Annotated in this window: 12 protein-coding genes; 7 read left to right on the forward strand and 5 right to left on the reverse strand. The window is 68.1% G+C overall.

All coding sequences use genetic code 11. From position 1 onward, the window contains the following. The first annotated feature begins 18 nt into the window (after positions 1 to 18). Positions 19 to 852: a DUF63 family protein gene (locus tag HMUK_RS07275; RefSeq protein WP_015762485.1), complete on the forward strand. Its 834-nt coding sequence runs from the start codon at positions 19 to 21 to the stop codon at positions 850 to 852. 194 nt (positions 853 to 1046) lie between these two features. Here HMUK_RS07275 and HMUK_RS17560 read toward each other — a convergent pair whose 3' ends face one another. Beyond that, entirely contained in the window at positions 1047 to 1223 is a 177-nt protein-coding gene (locus HMUK_RS17560) for a hypothetical protein (RefSeq protein ID WP_015762486.1), read from the reverse strand. Between the two features lie 87 nt (positions 1224 to 1310). Between HMUK_RS17560 and HMUK_RS07280 the strand changes: the two genes are divergently transcribed. Both HMUK_RS07280 and HMUK_RS07285 read left to right on the forward strand, forming a co-directional pair. After that, complete coding sequence (locus HMUK_RS07280; protein WP_015762487.1) at positions 1311 to 2036, forward strand: nucleoside phosphorylase; 726 nt, start codon at positions 1311 to 1313, stop codon at positions 2034 to 2036. A 37-nt stretch (positions 2037 to 2073) separates the two neighbouring features. Next, positions 2074 to 3537, forward strand: a complete 1464-nt coding sequence (locus tag HMUK_RS07285) for an HPP family protein (protein WP_015762488.1) — start codon at positions 2074 to 2076, stop codon at positions 3535 to 3537. Here the strand turns inward: HMUK_RS07285 and HMUK_RS07290 are convergent. Then, positions 3534 to 4721: an NAD-binding protein gene (locus HMUK_RS07290; RefSeq protein ID WP_015762489.1), complete on the reverse strand. Its 1188-nt coding sequence runs from the start codon at positions 4719 to 4721 to the stop codon at positions 3534 to 3536. The genes HMUK_RS07285 and HMUK_RS07290 overlap by 4 nt on opposite strands. Positions 4722 to 4810: 89 nt before the next feature. Between HMUK_RS07290 and HMUK_RS07295 the strand changes: the two genes are divergently transcribed. From HMUK_RS07295 to HMUK_RS07305, 3 genes are all read left to right on the forward strand, one after another. Next, a complete protein-coding gene (locus tag HMUK_RS07295) occupies positions 4811 to 6028 on the forward strand; it encodes a potassium channel family protein (RefSeq protein WP_015762490.1) in 1218 nt (405 codons plus the stop codon). After that, positions 6025 to 7863 (forward strand): TrkA C-terminal domain-containing protein, encoded by a 1839-nt coding sequence (locus HMUK_RS07300; RefSeq protein ID WP_015762491.1) that lies wholly within the window; start codon positions 6025 to 6027, stop codon positions 7861 to 7863. Before HMUK_RS07295 ends, HMUK_RS07300 begins: the two co-directional genes overlap by 4 nt. A 122-nt stretch (positions 7864 to 7985) precedes the next feature. After that, the gene (locus HMUK_RS07305; protein ID WP_015762492.1) at positions 7986 to 8762 is read left to right on the forward strand and encodes a DUF1405 domain-containing protein; all 777 of its coding nucleotides are present in this window, start codon (positions 7986 to 7988) and stop codon (positions 8760 to 8762) included. Between the two features lie 412 nt (positions 8763 to 9174). Here HMUK_RS07305 and HMUK_RS07310 read toward each other — a convergent pair whose 3' ends face one another. Continuing rightward, positions 9175 to 10149, reverse strand: coding sequence for a DMT family transporter (locus tag HMUK_RS07310; RefSeq protein WP_015762493.1), 975 nt, complete (start codon positions 10147 to 10149; stop codon positions 9175 to 9177). A gap of 221 nt (positions 10150 to 10370) precedes the next feature. Here HMUK_RS07310 and HMUK_RS07315 point away from each other — a divergent pair, with 221 nt between their 5' ends. Beyond that, complete coding sequence (locus HMUK_RS07315) at positions 10371 to 11165, forward strand: helix-turn-helix transcriptional regulator (RefSeq protein ID WP_015762494.1); 795 nt, start codon at positions 10371 to 10373, stop codon at positions 11163 to 11165. Here HMUK_RS07315 and HMUK_RS07320 read toward each other — a convergent pair whose 3' ends face one another. Continuing rightward, entirely contained in the window at positions 11166 to 12191 is a 1026-nt protein-coding gene (locus HMUK_RS07320) for a hypothetical protein (RefSeq protein ID WP_015762495.1), read from the reverse strand. It lies immediately after the preceding gene. A 182-nt stretch (positions 12192 to 12373) separates the two neighbouring features. Next, complete coding sequence (locus HMUK_RS07325; RefSeq protein WP_015762496.1) at positions 12374 to 15100, reverse strand: valine--tRNA ligase; 2727 nt, start codon at positions 15098 to 15100, stop codon at positions 12374 to 12376. Positions 15101 to 15422: the final 322 nt, after the last annotated feature.

Here is a 15422-nt window from a genome sequence, read left to right on the forward strand (position 1 = left end):
GGCGACGGTTGGCGGGATATGCAGATCCTACCGACGAGCTTCGCGCTGCCGCCGCTCCCGTATCTCGTCGTCCTGCTCGGTGGGGCCGGGCTGGTGACGGCACTGCTCTCGGCCGCGGAACCCGAGATCGACCAGCGGGCAGTGGTGTCCCTGCTGCCGTGGATGGCGATCGGCGGTGCCTTCCACGCCTTCGAGCAGCTGGCGCTGTACCCGCCCCTGTACGAACCGCTGTTCGGGACGCCAGCGGTGTACCTGACGACCCTCCTCCTGACCGGCGGCGTCTGGCTCGCTCTCCAGGCCGTCGGTATCGTCCGGGGAAACGAAGACACCGTCGTCCGCAATCTCGGGCTGGTCGGGACGGCGATCTTCGTCGTGCTGGTCGTCGTCCGCATCTGGCAGTCGATCGCACAGCCGACGTTCTCGCCGGTGTGGCCGGCGGTGTCGCTGATCGTCGCGCTGGCCGTGACGGCGCTGGTGGTGCTGGCGATCAGCCTGTGGCGCACGCCCGTGTTCGTCCGGACGCGGTACGCGGGTCCGGTCGTCGTCTTCGCCCACGCGCTCGACGGCGTCTCGACCGCGATCGGTGCCGACGTGGTCGGGGCCAGCGAGCAGTCGCCGCTGCCGCGTCTGATCATGGAGTTCGCCGGCCAGCTCCCGACGGCCGACCTGCTCGGTGTCGGGTGGCTGTTCCTGCTGGTGAAGCTGGTGATCGCGGCCGCGATCGTCGTCTCGTTCAACCGCTATCTGGCCGACGAGCCGACCGAGGGGGCGCTCGTCTTCTCGCTCATCGCCGCGGTCGGAATGGGGCCGGCCACGAACAATCTGTTCCTGTTCCTGGCACCGGCGTTCTGACGGCGTCGCTGTCGCGCGCGACGACCGTCGAACGAGTTGCCTGCCGTTCGGAAGCCGAGCGGTCGCTCCCCCGAGGGGGGCGCTCACCGGCACCTCGCTACATCCGTCCGTATCATACGGATTATTGTAGCGATTTACCGGTGATCGTCTACTCCGTGGCGACGATCACCGGCAAGCAACTACAATAAACCGTATCAGGCCGTCTCGGCCAGCTTCACCTCTTCGAGCGCGATCTCCTCGTGCCCGTCCTCGGCCGCCAGCTCTTTGGCGGCCTGAATCGCCTCGCCGGGGCGCTTCAGATCGCCGTCGACGTGGTAGACTGTCGGTTCGCTCTCCGCGTCGACGCTGAGGTGGACTTCGAGCTGTGGCATAGGCGTATGTTCATACTCACAGACATTATCTGTTTGGGTCGAGCCAAAGCACGGCTATTTTAGTCGCCGTCGCCCCTCCCGACGGACATGGCAAAGCAGCCCCACCTGCTCGTCGAGGACGGCGATCTGAACGACATCGCGCTCGTTCCCGGCGATCCGGGCCGCGTCGACCGGATCGCCGCCCAGTGTGACGAGGCGACGACGGTCGCCCGGAACCGCGAGTACAAGGTCGTCAACGCGACCTACGAGGGTTGCGACCTGACGATCTGCTCGACCGGCATCGGCTCGCCGTCGGCGGCGATCGCGATCGAGGAACTCCACGCCGTCGGGGTCGAGACGGTCATCCGGGTCGGCACGACGGGCGCGCTCCAGTCCGACATCGAGATCGGCGACATGGTCGTCGCCACGGGCGCGGCCAAAGACGAGGGGACGACCGAGCGATACGAGGCCGAGACGGTGCCGGCCGTGCCGGACTACGCGGTGCTGTCGGCGCTGGTCGAGGCCGCCGAGGCCAACGGCGAGTCCGTCCACGTCGGTCCGATCGCGACGGACGACGCCTTCTACGCCGAGACCGACGAGTACGTTTCGGCGTGGGAAGCGGCGGGCCTGCTGGCCGTCGAGATGGAGGCCGCCGCGCTGTTCTCGCTGGCCCGTCGCAAGGGGATGGCCGCTGGCGCGATCTGTACCGTCGACGGCAACCTCGTCGAGGGGACCCAGAAGGGCGAGACCGACGACGAGGAACTGCCCGAGAAGGCAAAGAACAACGTCGAGCGAGCGATCACGCTGGCACTGGAGACGGCCGCGTCGCTGTAGTCGACACGCTCATGTCGGCGGCGCGGCAGTGACCGGTATGCGCGACCGCCTCGGGCGGGCGATTCGGACGACCGTCGAGCGGGTCCGCCAACTCCAGCGCCGCGAGCGCCACGCGTTTCGCGCCTGGCTGGAGCGGACTTCGACGATCGTCCACCTCTCCGTGCTGGTCTTCGTCCCGCTGTCGATCGGGCTGGTCACCTACCTCTCGAACACGCTCGACGCACTCTCTTTCCTGCTGTTCCCGCCGCTGGCTTCGGGTGCGTACACGCTCTTTGCCAACCCGGAGGGCGAGTACGCGAACCCCGCGCAGTTCGTCGGCGGGCTGACGATCGGCGCGGGCTGTGGCTGGGTCGGTCTGGCCGTCTCGAACCGGGTGGTCGGCGCGGCGGCGGCACTGGAGGTGACGGCCGTCTCGGCCGCTCTGGCCGTGTTGCTCGTCGGTGCGGCCACGTGGTCGATCGGCCTCGAAGAGCCGGCGGCGTACTCGACGGCGCTGCTGGGGTTACTCGTCCCCTCGGGCCAGCAACCGGCCTTCCTCGGGAGCGTCTTCGTCGCGAGCCTGCTCGTCGCGAGCGTCTTCGTCGTCTGGCGGCGGGAGTTCTACGAACAGCGCGCGACGGTGCTGTACCAGTCGGTCAAGGGCGACGATCACGTCCTCGTCCCGATGTACGGCGAGCGGGCGGACGCGACGGCGATGCTGGGCGGCGAGATCGCCAGCGCGCACGACGCGGGCAAGGTGGTGTTGCTCGACGTGGTCGACGACGAGCGACTGGCACGCGCCGAGCGAGACCTGCTGGACGAACCCGAGACCGGTGACCGGGCGGGTGCTGGGTCGAACTCCGAAGCGGGACTGTGGGACGACATCGACCGGTCGGCGGTCGCGGACACGGTCGGTCGGCTGGAGACGCGGGCCCACCGCATCGAGACGGCCGCCGGTGTCCCCTGTGAGGTCGTCGTGGCCGTCGAGAGCGGGTCGCTGGGTCGGACGATCCTCGCGACGGCGACCGAGACGAACTGCGATCTCGTCGCCACGCCCTACGCCAAGCACCGCGGTCGGCTCGCGCCGTTCGTCCACGAGCTGTTCCGGAGCGACGTGGACGTACTGGTCCACCGCTCGGCCGACGGCACGACCCAGTGGGAGCGGGCACTGGTCCCCGTCCGGCGGGCCAGCGACGTGGCCCACAGCATGATCGACTTCGCGATCCGGCTCACCGGAGCCACCGGCGAGGTCGCCGTCTGTACCTGTATCGGTCCGTCGGCCAACCGGCGACGCGCCGAGTCGATGCTGTCGAACCTCGCGAACCCGTTCGCGGCACCGATCGAGACCCGCGTCGCCAGACAGGAGATCGTCCCCTTCCTGCGCGGGACGGCACCCGCCTACGACCTCGTCCTCATCGGTGCCAGCCGCGACCGAAGCGCAGCCTCTCGGTTCGTCGCGCCGCCGACCTTCGAGAGCATCGCCGAGATGGACACCGACGTGGCCATCGTCGACCGCGGCTAGAGCTCGCCGTCGAGAATCCGGTCCGCGAGGGACTCGGAGTCTTCGTCACCGAGCGCCGACTCGACCAGCAGGTGACCCCCGATGGCGGCGGGGCTGATCACCACGTCCGCGCCCGCTCGCTTGAGCTTCGCGACGTTCTCGCGGTCGGTCGCGGCGGCGACGATCCGGACGCCGGGGTTGAGCTGTCTGGCCGTCAGGATCGCCAGCGCGTCCTGTGCGTCGTCGTTGGTCGCCGCCATCACCGCCTGGGCGCGTTCGATTCCGGCCCGGTACAGCGGCTCCTCGTCGCTGGGATCGGCCGTCAACACCGGGATGTCCCGATGCTGGAGCGCCGCGGCGTCGTCCGGGTCGTTCGTCACGACCACGAACTCGACCGCACCGGACAGTTCGTCGAGAATCGGTTCGCTCAGGTCGCCGTAGCCGAGGACCAGTACGTGGTCTTCGAGCAAGTCGAGTTGTGATTCGGTCATGGTTCCGAGTGCCTTCGTGATGCGGCTCTGGATCGCCGGCCCCAGCACCGACCCCAGCGCCAGCGCGAAGCTGGACGTGCCGAGCACGACCACCGACATGGTGAACAGCTTCGCGGCCTGAGACTGGGGGTCGGGAGAGATGTCGCCGTAGCCGACGGTACTCGAAGTGACGATGGCGAAGTACAGCGCGTCGGTCAGCGTCGAGACGCCGCCGAACTGCTCGCGCAGCGCGTACGTACCGGTGGTGATGTACACCTGTCCACCGATCAGGGCCGCGACCGCGGCCTGCTGGGTCGTCGATACGTCGAGCGCCCGGTCGAACAGCCGTCGGTTGATCAGTACGGTGGGCAGTGAGAGGACGGAGAGGACGACCAACGGGAGCGAGACGGGGAGTTCGGTGCCGACGTAGGGCAGATCGATGACGCCCTGCAACAGCCCCTGGATGGCTGTCAGCGGGAGCAACAGGACCGTCGCGTACCAGCCCGCCCGATACCGTCGTCGCAGACCGGAGACGGCAAAGAGGAGCAGAAAGCCCGTGAGCGCGCCAGTGAACCCGACCGTCTGGCTCACGACCGTCGGGAGGTGTTCCGCGAGCGGTCCCGAAGCGCGCTGCGCGCTGATGTTCGCGACCCCCGTCACGAACGAGAGCCCGGCGACGAGCGTCGGCAACAGGAGCACCGCGCGTACCCCCAGCAGGTCGCGAACGTCGTCCATACTCCGTTGCTCGCGTCGGCGCGAGTAAAGCTTGTCTTCTCTCCGCCCGCGCCGACACCACTATAGAACAGGAGCGACAGGGCTGTGACATGGCTTCCTTTCCCGTCGAAGTGCTGCTGGGCATCTATCTGGGGTTGCTCGTCGGGATCATCCCGGCGCTGGTCTCGTGGGCGATGGCGTTTACCTTTCGCTACTTCGCTGGCGTGACCGTCCCGGCCTTCGGTGTCGCCGTCCTCGCGATCGCGCTGGCGGGAGTCAACGGCGGGCTGCTCGCGCTGGCCGACAAGTCGATCACCGCCAGTCCGAACGCCGAGCGGATCGTCGTCGCGATTCTCGTCGTCAGCATGGCGTCGATGTACGCCCACAGCAAGGGCGACTCGATGGGGGCGGACTTTCCCAAGCGGCTCACGCTCACGTCGCTCCGGAATCGCACGCTCTCGAAAGACGTGGTCGACTTCGTCGGCGGCGCGGGCGAGGTCCGGATCCACGTCGTCGGCGAGGTGGCAGACATGGAGGGGTACCCGCCACTCCCCGAACCGCTCCGCGCCGAGATCCGTGGCGGCGAGTGGACGTTCCCGGCAGATCTCCGGCTCGACGAACTCGAACAGCGGCTCGCCGAGCGCCTCAAGACGGAGTTCGACCTCGGCGACGTGTCGGTCACCGTCGACGAACGCGGTCGGGCGACCGTCGTCGCAGCGCCGCCCTTCTCCGGGCTCTCGAAGCGGATCGAGGACGGCCGCCACGCGGTGTCGGTCGACGCGTTGCTCCCGACCGGGCTCGCACGCGGCGACGAGGTGACGCTGCTGACGACCGACGCACAGGTCCGCGGGACCGTCGTCAGCGCTCGCTCAGGGAGTTCCGAATCGGTCGCCGTCCCGGAGCAACCGACGGTCGAAGACGGCGAGCAGCTGCCGGCCCCCGTTCAGGCACCGACTACCGACGGCGGCGAGGGTCGGCTCACGGCCGGCGTCCGCCGGACCGACGCCCAGCCGCTCTTGCGTGCCGACCGGGCGAAAGTCGTCGTCGAATCTCGGGGCACCCGTCGGGAGTACGAACTCGTCTCGCTCCTGCGGCGTTCGGACATGCGGTTCCGGCGAGTGACACCGCACAGCGGCCAGCCCCTCGACGGCGTGACGATCGGCGAGGCGGCCCTCCGAGAGCGCTACGACGTGGCCGTCTTCGCCGTGAGGAAACCCGGCGGCTGGCGGATCGCGCCCGAGGACACGACCGAGCTGGTGGCCGGTGAACAGCTGTTCGTCGTCGGGACGCGGGCCGACCTCGACGCCTTCGAGGAGGCGGTGGCGTGACGCTCCAGCTCGTCAGCGGCGTGACGGGGGCCCTCGTCGACACGACCGCCCGAATCGCCGGCACGGCGGTGCTCGCCGGCTTCCTCGCGGCGGCGGTCGCGCTGTTCTACCGGTGGTACGTCCGCGAGCGGGTGCCGGTCGGACTGGCGTTGCTGGTCGGGCTCTCCGGCGTCGCCGCCGTCGCCGGGGCGACCTCGCTGCTGGCCCAGCAGCTCGTGCCGGGCGGTGCCGACCCGGACGCCCTCGTGGCGCTGCTCAACGTCGTCACGTTCCTCGTCGGCGGCCTCGGGGCGTACGCAGGCATGCGGGTCGGCGACACACTCGGGATCGACCTGTTCGCGGCGACGGGGGGCAACGGGATCGACGGCGAGGTCAGCGAACTCGTCAAGGCCGTCGGTCGCGTCATCGCCGTCGAGATCCCCGAGGAGATCGACGACATCGTCGGCTACGATCCGGTCGCGGCCGCGACCCGGGAGACCCTCGCCGGTCGGACGTTCCTCTTCCCGCGGCGGCTCACGCAGGCGGAGCTGCGCGAGCGGTTCGTCTCGCGGCTGAAGACCGACTACGGCGTCGGCCACGTCGACGTGGAGTTCGACGAGGCCGGCAACATCGAGTACCTGGCGCTGGGCTCGCGGGCCGCCGGGATCGGTCCGACGCTCCCGCCGGCCACCAACGCGGTCGCGATCCGGGCCGACCCGGCAAACGCCGCCAGCGCGGGCGATCTCGTCCAGGTCTGGGAGACCGATCCCCCGCGGCGCGTGCTCACGGGAGAGCTCCGCGGCGTCGCCGACGAGATCGTCACGGTCGCCATCGACGCTGCCGACACGCCCAAACTCGACCCCACGAGCCGGTACAAGCTCGTGACGCTGCCGGTCCAGGACCGGCCGGACCGGGAGTTCGCGTCCCTCCTCCGGGCCGCAGACGAGACCCTCGCCACGGTCACCGTCGCGGCGGGCTCCCCGATCGACGGGACCCCCGTGGGTTCGCTGTCGGTCACCGTCGCTGCCGTCACACGCGACGACGAGCGGCCCGTCCCGCTTCCGTCACGAGACCGGGTCCTCAGGGCTGGCGACGTACTCTACGCCATCGCGACGCCGGACGCGCTCCGGAAGCTGGAGGCCGCCACCGCGGCCCCCGAGGGCGCGGTCGCGGAGCCGGCCGACGGGACGGACGACGAACCGGCGACGGCCGCCGAGGACGCGACAGCCCCGGAACCCGCGGCGAGCGACCGCCCACCAGCGGACCACCGGCCCGACCAGTCGGAAAGCGAGCGACGAGCGGACGCGTCCGACGGGCAACCGGACGCCGGAGACGAGGTGGTGGGCGACGACGCGGACGACACATCGACGACAGAAAGCGAGGCCGATGCGTCGGGCGACGACGGCGCGGACGATGCCGCCCTCTCTGGCGACGCGTTCCCCGACAGCGACGACCTCCCGGGCATCGATCCCGAGGACGCGACGGCGTCCCCGTCCGACGGCGGAGACGACGACACCGAGGCGATCCCCGACACCGCCGCGTTTCCCGACACCGACGACCTCCCCGGATCGGAGCTGACAGACGAGGGAGACGCCCGAGCGGATCGGGAGGACGACGGGGACGGAACCGACGGCGCGACGGCGCGGAGCGCGCCGTCGGACGAGGACGAAGCCGCGGGCGACTTCGCCGACCTGCTCGACACCGATGTCGGCGCGGGCGACGACCTGGACGACCTCCTCGACGAGGACACCGGCGACACGGTCGATCTCGACGACGAAACGGCGGACGGATCGGAAGCGGACGACCGCCTCGACGAGGACACCGACGAGACGGACGACCGCGACCGGACCGCCTGATACGGAACGTTGTCGTCGCTTCCCGGTCGGTCCTCACGGGGGAGGACCACCGGTCGATCGCGGCGACCCGCGCGACCGACCCAACCGCTACCGTTATTTTGCGGCCGCCGTAGGGCACTGACATGGCTGGGCACGACGGCGTCGGGCGGCGACTCGAACGGCTAGTCGGGCGCTACTTCGGCGTGACGTTGCCAGACACTGAGAGATTGCCCCGGTACGTCGCGCCGCTGCCCGAGTGGCTCGAAGACCTGGGACTCCGACTGGCCTGGCCGATCGCGCTGGTCAATCTCGTCGGGACGCTCTTTGGGTTCTGGTACTACGCGGGTCGGCCGCTGAACCTCGCGCCGCCCCTGGTCGAAGGACAGCTCGGCGCTGCACCGGCGCTGGCCTACCCACTGATCCCCGACTCGCCCGTCGCGACGATGTTCATCGGGCTCTCGCTCGTGGCCTGGCGACTGGACTACGACGCCGACTGGCTCCACATGCTGGCGTTCTTCGGCTGCCTGAAGCTCGGGCTGTGGACGCCCTACGTCCAGCTCGTGATCAACGGGCCGGCCGGCGTCCCGCTGTGGCTCTACTGGTTCCTGATCCTGAGCCACATGGCGATGGCCGTCGAGGCCTTCCTGATCCACCGCTACGCGTCGTTCTCGGTGTCGGCCGTCGCCGTCGCACTGGGCTGGTACGGCTTCAACGACGTGGTGGACTACTTCGTCCCGGTTCTGGGCGGGCCACACCACACCTGGCTGCGAGCGGAGTCCGTCGTCGGCGGGTTCGACCACACGCTCCCGGCCCACAATCTGGCCGCCGGCTGGGCGGTGGTGCTGACGTTCGTCGCCGTCTTCCTCGCACTGGCGACGCGGGTCGAGAAGTGCAAACGCCGCGAGGCCGCCCCGGAGTGAGACTGCGAGAAGCGAACGCCGCCCCCCTCAGGCCGCGCCGACGGCGGCCGCGACGAAGGTCCATCGGGTACCGCTGCGGGTTTCGGTCTCTTTCTGTGCTGCACGGTGCTGGTCGCGTCGGTGTTGCCAGTTCATCGTAGCCGAATAGAGGGGACGTACACGCATGAGTGTTTCGTGAAATTGATATAATTGTCGTGAACGTCAGTTACAGTTAGAGTGTCTATGTAGCACGGATAGTCGGCTAACCATCTCTCCCTCATCGAAATAGGTAACTGAACTGTCTGCTAGAATCGCGGTAGCACACCGCAGGGGCGACGGACGACGCCGCCGATCTCGCGCACGTCGCGTGGCGATGGCCGACACTTCGCGCGGCTCGGGACCCTCCACAGACCGAGCGCCACTGCCGTCCGTATCAGTCGGACTCGAAGCCGTTTGGCTCGGTTCGGACCGGGGGGTCGTTCGGCCGGAGACCCGGAACGCGGCGGCGGACCGCCGTGGCGTCGACGGACTGGCTTCCGAGCACGGCGAAGCCGGCGAAGATCGTCAGGAAGCCGGCGACGGCAGTCGGTGCGATCGTCTCGTCGAGCAGCGCCCACCCGCCCAGCGTCGCGACGACCGGGACGACGTAGAACACGAGGTTCGCACGGATCGGCCCGGCCGTGTCCAGTAGCTCGAAGTAGGCGATGTAGGCGATCGCACCGGCGAAGACCCCGACGTAGCCAAGCGCCAGCAGCGCCTCGCCGCTCCAGGTGATCGCGCCGACGGATTCGCCGGCAGCACGGCTCAGGGCGTGCGTGAGGCCGGCACCGAGGGGGAGTCCCCAGGCAGTGCGGACGCTGCTGGACAGCTCTCCGTCGGCCCAGCGGATGAGCACGCTGCCAAGCGCGCCGCTGACCGCACCGGCAAAGAGGATCGCCTTGCCGAACCCACCGGCGAGGAGGTTCGCCGGGTCGGGGCTGACGACCAGTCCGACGCCGAGCAGGCCGAGGATCATCCCGGCGCTGCCCCGAGCCGAGAGCCGATCGTCGGCCAACAGGACTGCCGCGAACACCGGCGTCAGGATCGGGTTGAGGCTGAAGACGATCGAACCGACGGCACTGGTGGCGTACTGCTGGCCGACGAACAGCAGCGCGTTGGTCAGCCCGATGGCGAAGATCCCGGTGGCGACGATGCCCACCACGTCGCCGCGAGTGCGCGGCAGGAGTGCCTCGCGGGGCGTCGTCGCGACGGCGTAGCCGATCAGGACGACCGACGCCACGTCGAAGCGCAGGGCGACGAACAGCAGGGGCGGGAAGTAGTCCAGTCCCGCCTTCGCGGCGACGAACGTCCCCCCGAAGAGGACGCTCGCGACCGCGAACGACACGAGCGTTCTGCGGCTGCCGTTCACTCGCCGCTCACCCCGTCGGGTCCCCAGCCTGCGGCGATGCCGATACGATATCGCTGTGCGTCGAGACGAGTCATACTCGAACGGAGGGTCTGCAAACGCATGAACTACGTTCGAAAATCGGAGCCGCTGTGCAAGGCCCGGCTCCCGATCGGCGACGACACCCTCGTGAAAATCTTTCACGCTACGAAAGCGGTTTACACCGGCGAGTGCGAACGTGACGTATGGAGGCTGCGCTGTCGGAAATCGAGTTTCTCGCGCTCTCCGAGAACCGAGTGTCGGTGCTCGCCCTGCTCGCGAGCGAGCGCCACACCCGCCGAGAACTGGCCGACGAGACCGGCGCGTCACAGGCGACGCTGGGCCGCATTCTGGGCGACTTCGAGGACCGGTCCTGGGTCCGGCGCGAGAGCGGCGGCTACGTCGCCACCGCGACGGGCGAACTCGTCGCCTCGGGCTTTACCGACCTGCTGTCGACGCTGGAGACGGAGCGCGCACTGCGACCGATCGTCGAACACCTCCCGGCGGACGCGATGACGTTCGACCTCCGGCGGCTGGCCGACGCCACAATTACGACTCCCAGCGGGACCCGCCCCAACGCGCCCGTCCAGCGGGTCCTCGACATGATCGAAACCGCCGCGGACGTGCGTGTCTTCTCACACGCGTTCAACGAGCAGAGCCTCACGGTCGTCCAGGAACGCACCGCCGCCGGCCAACAGACGTTCCGCGGCGTGTTCTCCCGGACCGCGATCGAAGCCCTCGCGGAGGACTCTGCGCTGCGCGAGCGACTGCTCGCGCTCGTCGCGACGGACGGCGTCGAGATCAGGCTCGCACGCGACGAGCTGCCACTGGCCGTCACCGTCGCGGACGAGACCGTCCATCTGCTCGTGCGCGACGACAACGGCGTCCTGCAGGCATCGATCGACGCCGACGACCCCGCGGTGCTGTCGTGGGCCGACGAGACCTTCGAGCGGTACTGGACGGCAGCCGAGCCCCTCGATCGAACGGAGTTCGCCGAGTGATCAAGCGGCTTCGACACTGCCTTGGCTCGGCTTGTAGGGGACGGACACGTCCGACGGACTGTAAACGAGCGTATTGTCGTCGTCTTGCACGCTGAGTCCACTAACCAATAGACTAGCGGACGCGGTGTTGAGCGTCGCCGTCGCCGCACCCTTCGCGTCGATCGTCGCATATTGAAGCTCTATCGAACTCTTAGCAGAGAGGGCCACCCCTTCGTTCTTCGAGCGGAACTGTGCATAGTTAGCACTCAGCGGTCCACCGGCGTCGACCTGTATCTGTTTGTTGCTCTCGATGGTTGCGTAACTGAGATCTACGGATCCGTCCGCGTCCAGAGTGATCGGTCTGTTCGATTCGAGCGTCGTGTTCTGAATTCGGATCGTGTTCGCCTTTACCGATATCGGCTGGCCCGTGGCATCGAGCGTGCCCGCATTTCTGATAACAAGTTTTACACTTCGATTCTCGAAATCTTCCAGATCGCCGATAGAGTACGTCTGTTCGCCCTCGTCGTACTCGCCGTCACCGTCGGCGTCGTCGAACGCCGGCCGATCGCCCGGCTGGCCGCCACCACCGGGACAGTCGTACGCCACGTCGACGGTCAGCAACGCGTTCCGTATCGTCACCCCGTCACCGGCCGCCTCGGTGACGTGGACCTGCAACTGGGCCGTCCCGCTCTGTCCGTTCGGCTCGCATTTGACCGCGATGTCCGTTCCACTACCGGAATCTAGGTTCGTCGTCGTCCCGGTAGTGACGACGGTGAGCGCGCCCCCGTCGCCGTCGACCGAGACGCTGTAGGTCGTTTCCAGTGGCTCACCGGCGTTGTTGCGCAGCGTCGCGACCGTCGTCGCGCTCGGGTTCGTGACGGTCGTTCCGCTCGGTTCGAGCGCGATCAGTGCCGAGCCGTCGGGTGCCGTGCCCACCGAGACGCCCCGATCGGCACCCGCGGTCGTGAGACCGACCGTCGGAGCCAGACCGACCACTACGCCCGCGACTACCAGCACGACGGCGACCGTTCTGAGGACTCCTAACACTGACCACCACCCCGTTTTCGCGTGTCCCGCGTCCCGCGACGAGCGGGCTGCCCACCGCCCAGCACCCAACTGCAGCGGTCGTCTGTTGTGTGCGTAGGGGTCCGCTAACGGATAATCTTTCCGGGCACACGTCTGACAGACCGCGGGGACGCTGCCAGCGAGGCGGCCGTCGTCGCTCTCGCCTACCCGACGATGACGACCGCGGTCTCGGTCTCGATCATCTCGCCGTCGCCCGAGTAGGTGCGGGCTTCCTCGATCTCGAACATCTCCGCGTCGAGGGTGACGCCAGCGACGTGCAGTCGACCGTCTTCGATCTCGTAGTCGCCCTGTGCGATGCCGGCCTCGATGTCGCCGACCTGGTTGCCGTACTCCGGTCCGACGATCGAGTAGTCGAGGTCGATGTCGCTGATCTCCGTCGTGATGTCGGGGGCGTCCGCGAGCAGTTCGAGATCGGCGACGTGCATGGCCTCGGCGACGGCGTCTGCCAGCCCCTCGACGTGGCCGTACACCTGGACGTGGTCGAGATCCGCGTTCAGGGGCAGGCCGTTGTCCGTCTTGTACGTCCGCAGCGCGGAGATGACCTCCATCGCCGTCTCGCCGGCTTCGAGGTCGGCGTCGTAGCCGCCGGGGGTCGGCCAGTCGGTCGTGTGGATGGAGCTGTCGCCCCCGGCGAGGCCCGCCCGGTCCGTGGAACCGTCGGTCCGGTAGATTCGATCCCACAGTTCCTCGGTGATGTGGGGGAGGAACGGCGCGAACAGCTTGAGGAAGGTGCGGTGGGCGCGGGTCAGCGCGAACTCCGTCGAGGCGCTGCCATCGCCCGAGAGGCGCTGTTTCGCGATCTCCAGGTAGTCGTCACAGAAGCTGTTCCAGAAGAACGACCGGAGCTCGTTTCGCGCCTTCGAGAACTCGTAGGCCTCGAAGCGGTCCGTCACCGACTCGACCGTGGCGTCCAGTTCGGCGAGGAACCACTCGTCGATGGGCGCGAGATCGCTCTCGTCGACGGGATCGACAGCCTCCGGGGCCGGCGCGAGCTGTTCGACCAGCCGCGAGGCGTTCCAGAGCTTCTGGAGCAGGCGCTCGCCGGCTTCGAGGTCGCCTTCCTTGTACGGGAAATCGTCGCCGATGGAGGTGCCGGCGGCCCAGTAGCGGGTCGCGTCGACCGGGAACTCTTCGAGCACGTCGCTCGGGGGGATGACGTTGCCCTTCGACTTGGACATCGCCTCGCGGTTCTCGTCTAGCACCATCCCGTTGATCATCACGTTGTCGAACGGCACCTCGCCGGTGTGTTCGTAGCACTTGACGACGGTGTGGAACAGCCAGAACGAGATGATGTCGTGACCCTGTGGGCGCAGGTCGAACGAGTAGAGCTCGGGGTTCTCCATACTGAACGCTTCGGCCTCGGCATCCCAGTCCCACCCGGCGTTGACCAGCGGCGTCAGCGACGAGGTCGCCCACGTGTCGAACACGTCTTCTTCCGGCCGCAGGTCGTCGTGGCCACACTCGGGGCAGGCGTCGACGGGCGGCTCGTCCGAGAGCGGGTCGACGGGGAGGTCGGCCTTGTTCGCGGGGATCGGCTCCCCGCAGTCCTCGCAGTACCACACCGGAATCGGGATCCCCGAGTCTCGCTGGCGGGAGATACACCAGTCCCACTCCAGTCCCTCGATCCAGTGCTCGTAGCGGCTGAACATCTTCTCGGGGTGCCAGTCCATCTGGCGGCCCGCTTCGAGGTACTCGTCGGTCCGGTCGAGCATCTCGACGTACCACTGCTCGGTGACGAGATACTCCACCTCCGTCTCACAGCGCTCGTGGACCTGCACCGTGTGGTCGTGATCGCGCTGTTCGAGCAGGTACCCCTCGGCGTCGAGATCGGCGAGGATGGCGTCGCGCGCGTCGCGAGTGCTCTGGCCCTGGTAGTCGCCGGCCACGTCGGTCATCGTCCCGGACTCGTCGATGGCGATCCGCAGCGGGAGGTCGTGTGCCTGGTACCACTCGATGTCGGTCTGGTCGCCGAAGGTACAGCACATGACGACGCCGCTGCCGGTCTCCAGATCGACTCGGTCGTCCTCGATGATGGGCACCTCGTGACCGAACAGCGGGACGCGTGCGGTGCCGCCGACGAGGTGCTGGTTGGCGTCGTCGTCCGGGTGGACGAAAATCGACACACAGGCCGGCAGCAGCTCCGGCCGGGTCGTCGAGATCGTCAGCGTCTCGTCGTCGGCTGGTCCCGTCCCGTCCTCGACCAGCGGGAACGCGATGTCGTTGAACAGCGTCTCCTGGTGTTCGTCCTCCTGTTCGACCTGGGAGATCGCCGTCTCGCAGTCGGGACACCAGATCGTCGGCGCGCGCTGGCGGTACTCCCGGCCCTTCTCGTAGAGGTCGATAAAGGACAGCTGGGAGACCCGCTGGACGCGGGGCTCGATGGTCTTGTAGGTGTTGTCCCAGTCGACCGAGATCGCGAGCGACTGTACGTCCTCGGTGAACTCGGCCTCGTAGGTCTCACAGACCTCCCGACACTTCTCCTGGAACACCCGCCGCTCGAAGTCCTGGTGGCGAATCCCCTTCTCGCGCTCGGTCAGGCGCTCGGAGGCGATGCCGTTGTCGTCGTAGCCGAAAGGGAAGTAGACGGTGTCGTCGGCCATCCGGTGGTAGCGGGCCACGAAGTCCTGCAGCGTGAACTGGTAGAGGTGGCCCATGTGGAGGTTGCCCGACACGGTCGGCGGGGGCGTGTCGATGCTGTATCGGGTGTCCGGGTCGACGGTCTCCCCCGATTCGGGCTCCTCGTAGGCGTAGGTCTCCGCTTCGACCCAGTGGTCCTGCCACCGGGGCTCGACGGCGTCGGGATCGTACTCTCCCTCGATCCCCTGTTGCTCTGCTGGCGATTCGTCGGTCGCGTCCTGTGTGTCACTCATGGGTTCTGTCGGTCGCTGTCGGCGTGATCGGAAAGCGGTGCGAGCGTCGAGCGGAGTGAGTTAGTGGGGCGTAGCCGCCCCTACTACGGGCCGGAGAACGAGCGCAGTGGGTGCTCGACGCATCATCTGCTGTGATCGTACACTCAGACGGTTCCTAATGGCTTCGGTTTCGAACGGGGCCGTGTCTGGGTAGTGTCCTGACGCTCGGTAGTGTGCCCAGGCCCTGAGGCGGTGTCGCACGGTAACACGGTGATTTCAGTCCGTCGAGAGACTGACGCACAGCGAACTCATCGGTTCGACTATTCGACTACCGTAGACCACT

This window comes from Halomicrobium mukohataei DSM 12286 (assembly GCF_000023965.1).
GTDB lineage: Archaea > Halobacteriota > Halobacteria > Halobacteriales > Haloarculaceae > Halomicrobium > Halomicrobium mukohataei.